Source organism: uncultured Fretibacterium sp. (assembly GCF_938040765.1).
Lineage (GTDB): Bacteria > Synergistota > Synergistia > Synergistales > Aminobacteriaceae > CAJPSE01.
In genome coordinates this window covers 1-4,184 of sequence record NZ_CALIAA010000064.1, presented here as the reverse complement: position 1 = coordinate 4,184, position 4,184 = coordinate 1, and the positions used below count along the sequence as shown (strand labels likewise).

The following is a 4,184-nucleotide window of genomic DNA, read 5'->3' as shown; positions in this document are numbered from 1 at the left end:
TCAATCGACGAAACCCCGGACCGACCGTACCCTGGTTACGGTGGTGAACGGCCTGACCTTTCTGGAATGGCAGATTCTGAAGGCGAACAGCCTTAACATCGATTTCGATACGGTTTATGGTTCCTCGAACAGCGCACGGGACGGGTTCATCCCCGGAGTCAAGGAGCTGCTCGAAAAGCTGAAAGAACCTTCCAATCGTTATTATATCGGCATCGCAGATCCCGGCGAAGACGGGATCACACCTCGCCTCGAGTTGATATTTGAGGGGAAAAAAATCGTCGAAGCCCGTTATAACGAAATCTTTGCCGATACTCGGGAGGCCATTCGAGAGGAGGATTTGAAAAAATACTATCGGCAGAGCAAGAGAGATTCCGTCTATTACCGCGAGGATACCAAGGGGAGATTCAACTCCTTCGCCGACAGGTTGACGACTGCGATTCTGGATAAACAGTCCTTGGACGTTTCGGTGGACCCCGATACGCCGGAGGCCGCAAATTACGCTCGACTGGCTGGGAAGGTTCAGTCGGCCATTGATGACTACCTGGCGCAGGGATATGTCCACGATATTGGGAAGATCGCGGAGAAACCGGAGCATTGGGCTCCGAAACACGCGGTCTCCGACCGGCGCAAGGATATAGAAATGTCCCTCGTCGAGGGATCCCTGCATTATGATGCGGACAAGGAGACTTACTCCCTTACCGTTTCCGTCCTCAACAAGGGCTCCGAGGACTACCGCTTCAGCACGGAGTCCTTCTATCTTTATGTAAAGATTCCCTCCAACATCTTCGATACGGTGGGGGATGGTGAGGTGCGTTCCATCCTGCTGAAACCGGGGGAGACCACGGAGGTGCGGCTGAATCTCGCGCCCGTCCTGAAGACGGACACGTATCCGATCCTGAAATTTGATGGAGCCGGGAAAGTCTATTTTGCCTTCGATTTGAAGGATCCCTTGAAACTTTAGTTAAGAGTTAAGCAAAAGCGCTCCCCAACCGTACGGTTGGGGGGCGCTTGCTGTTGTATCGTCCAAGCGTGACGACCTTGAGATATCCGGTCGTCCGCGCCTGTCAAGCGCGGTTGACGAAACGAAGTTTCAAGGCCTTGGTTGCCTCGACACGACATTCAAGCCCTGACGGTCTTGAAAGACCGGTCATCTGCGCCTGTCAAGCGTGGTTGACAAAACGAAGTTTCAAGGCCCTGGTTGCTTCGACACAGCATTCAAGACCTGACGGTCTTGAAGAGCTGGTCGTCTGCGCCTGTCAAGCGCGAAATCCGTATCGCGCTTGACAGATAGCGACCGACACAGCACCCGCGGGCGGGAAGCCCGCGGGGAGCTGGTCGTCTGCTACAGATATCCGTTCTCCTTCAGGATGACCTTGGCCTTCTCCACGTGCTTCGCCGGCATCTTGATGACGGGACCGGTGCAGCCCATGGCGGACTCGGCGTAGATGCCGGCCTTCCAGAGCGACTTCACCGCGTTCTCGATCTCCAGGACGTCGATGCCGTGCAGCTCGTCGTCCGTGGGCTCCGCGGGGGGAGCCTTGACCTCCTCCACAGCCTCCGCCTTGGGCGTCAGGGCCGCGATCTCGTCGTCCAGCCCCGCCCTCCTGGCGGCCTTCAGCTCGGCGGCCACCTTGTCCGGCAGGCCGCCGGCGATGACCGATGCGTTGTAGGCAAGCGCGTTCGCGATGACCGGCGCGCCCGAGGCGCGCGAGATGATGGAGACGACGCTCCGCCAGCCCTCGCCGCAGGAGGGGCCGTAGCCCCAACCCGTGGCCTCGTAGGACCCGCCCGTCGTGAAGGACGAGAACATCTTCATCAGGACGTTGCCCGACAGCGTGTCCGTCACGCACACGTCCACCGCCCCGGCCAGGATATCGTTGCCGCGCAGCACCGCGCCGCCGTCCTTGCGGACGGACGCACCGAAGGTGATGGGATACCCCTTCTCCTTCAGGTGGGTGAGCGCCCGGAACACGGGTTGCGCCGTGTCCACGTTGAGGATCCCGACCGTCGGGTTCTCGATCCCCATGGCCTTCGCCGTCGCGATGCCGTAGAGCGCGTTGCGCAGCATCGCCTCGCCCCGGATCGTCGCCGAGGTCCCGGTGGTGGAGGCCAGGATCATCGCCTTGCCCCTGCCGGGCGTCATGACGCGCCCGATGGTGGTCACGCCCAGCGGAAAGGGGAAGTGCAGGGCCACGGCGCCGGCGATTCGGCCGTCCTTGAGCGCCGCCTCCAGGGTCGAGGCAACGTCCGCCTCGCAGTCCGGGGTCTCGATCCACTCCAGCTCCTCGAATCCGGGAGTGCGCGGACCTATCATGACGGGCGTGACGTTTCCGTAGGTCTCCCGCGCCAGCCGCGCCCCGCGGGCCAGCTCCTCTGGTCCCAGCTCGCTTCCGGCAGCCATCAGGCCGACCTTCACCTTGGGGCCGCCGCTTTTGGCCGATTCGATGATCTCGGCCAGGGCGGACCCGACTACCTTCCTGATTGCGTCAGACATGAGCTCCGCCCCCTCAGTTCAGCTTCCCGGCGATTTCGGAGAGCGCCTCCAGGATCAGGGACTTCACGTCCTCCTTGCTGACTGCGCCCGCGGACGCGCCGCCGGTCGGGGCCTCGATGAGGAAGGAGGCGCCGTCGGCCAGGTTGGTCAGGCGCGCCAGGAAGAGGCTTCCCTTTCCGATGATCATGACGCGCTTCATCTTGCCCGCACGGATGCCCTCGCAGGCGGGACCGATGAAGGGAACGCCCGCGGGGATGTGTCCCTGCGTGTGGGCGTAGCCCACCGTCCCATGCTTCTTGATGAAGGCCTCCATGTCGGCCTTCTCGATGGCCTTCTTCATGACGGCGAGGGCCGCGATCATCTTGATGTTGGCCAGGGGCACGTCGCCCGCACCGGCCGGCGCCGTGATCTCGGGGTTCTGGAGCTCCGGGGCGAAGCGGTCCACGTCCGTAAAGGTCAGTCCCGCGGCCTGAAGGGGCTCGAAGGTCAGGGCGGAGGTGACGGCCTGAGGAGCGCCGCCCGCACCGACGGTGTGCTTGCCCAGGACGTCGAGGCGCATGATGGGGTTCGTGCCGTCGTCGGGGACCAGCAGGACGGCGAAGCTGCCCACGCAGTCCTCGAGGGCCTTGAGGCCCTTCTTCACGTGGTCGCGGCTGTTCATGTACAGCTTGGGGATGGACCCGCCTGCGACGACGGCGATGTTTTTGCGCGCGCCGGAGGCCACCTGGGAGGCCGCCGCGATCATCGCGTTGACGGGCCCGGCGCAGAAGCCGCGCACGTCGCACCCGGAGGCGTTGACGCAGCCCGCGACCTCGGCGATGGCCTTGGCGAAGTTGTTGCCCGCGCGCTGCCCCACGTCGCCCGCGCCCTCCTCGGAGCACTCGATGACGAAGTCGAGGTCCGTCGGGGCCAGGCCGCTGTTCTTCAGCAGGTGCAGCAGGACGAGGACGCCCGACGCCTTGCCCGCCAGGTTCTCCATCAGGACGTGGGCCGTCAGGCAGGCGTCCGTGGGGTGCCCCATGCGGATGCAGCCGACGACCTTGCCGCCGAAGTGCAGGGGCAGGGCCTCGCGGTCCTTGACCTCCGCTTCGATGTCGGCCAGGTCCTTCATGTTCTTGGGCCGCACCACGCGCTTGACGACCGCCTCCGTGATGACGGGGTCCTTCGCCAGCTTGGCGCTGACGGACTCCGCAAAGCCCTTCTCCAGCCAGACGAGCTCGAACTCGTCGCACGCGGAGATCAGCCCCAGAAACTCGTCCTCCGGCATGATCTCGCCGAACTTGCCGTAGCGCTGCGCATCGCTCAGACGATTCTCGGTCCAGGGGGCCTTGGCCGCCTCGAACTCCTCGTAGCTCAGGCCGCCGATGTAGGTCTGGTTGGGGGCGTAGTGCAGGGCCTCTTCATAAGTCTGGAGATGCTTGGGCAGAGCGTCGACGTACTCCTTCTCCTTGCCGCTGTGGCGGGCTTCGTAGGGGGTGCCGCCGTAGAAGCTCCCCGTCTCGGGCGCGTGGTTCAGACAATAAGCATAGCTCTTGATTCCTACCGTGGACATCCATAGTCCTCCTTAAGACAACGTGAAACTCGATCGATCCGGCCGCGAGAGTCCGCACCCCAATCCTTCCATCGAGGTGGCCGCCCGCCAACATAGGCAAAGGAAGCGCCGATTAAAACAAAAATGCATATGTTATCA

3 protein-coding genes are annotated in these 4,184 nt (G+C 63.0%); 1 reads left to right on the top strand and 2 read right to left on the bottom strand.

Translation table 11 applies throughout. The features are described 5' to 3' along the window. The coding region (locus Q0176_RS02455) for a hypothetical protein (protein ID WP_299298927.1) at nt 1–961 on the top strand (961 nt) is incomplete at its 5' end. Nucleotides 962–1,342: 381 nt separating this feature from the next. Here Q0176_RS02455 and grdD read toward each other — a convergent pair. Next, a complete protein-coding gene (grdD, locus tag Q0176_RS02450) occupies nt 1,343–2,494 on the bottom strand; it encodes a glycine/sarcosine/betaine reductase complex component C subunit alpha (protein WP_299298925.1) in 1,152 nt (383 codons plus the stop codon). A 13-nt stretch (nt 2,495–2,507) separates the two neighbouring features. Next, nucleotides 2,508–4,046, bottom strand: a complete 1,539-nt coding sequence (grdC, locus tag Q0176_RS02445) for a glycine/sarcosine/betaine reductase complex component C subunit beta (RefSeq protein ID WP_299298923.1) — start codon at nt 4,044–4,046, stop codon at nt 2,508–2,510. Nucleotides 4,047–4,184: the final 138 nt, after the last annotated feature.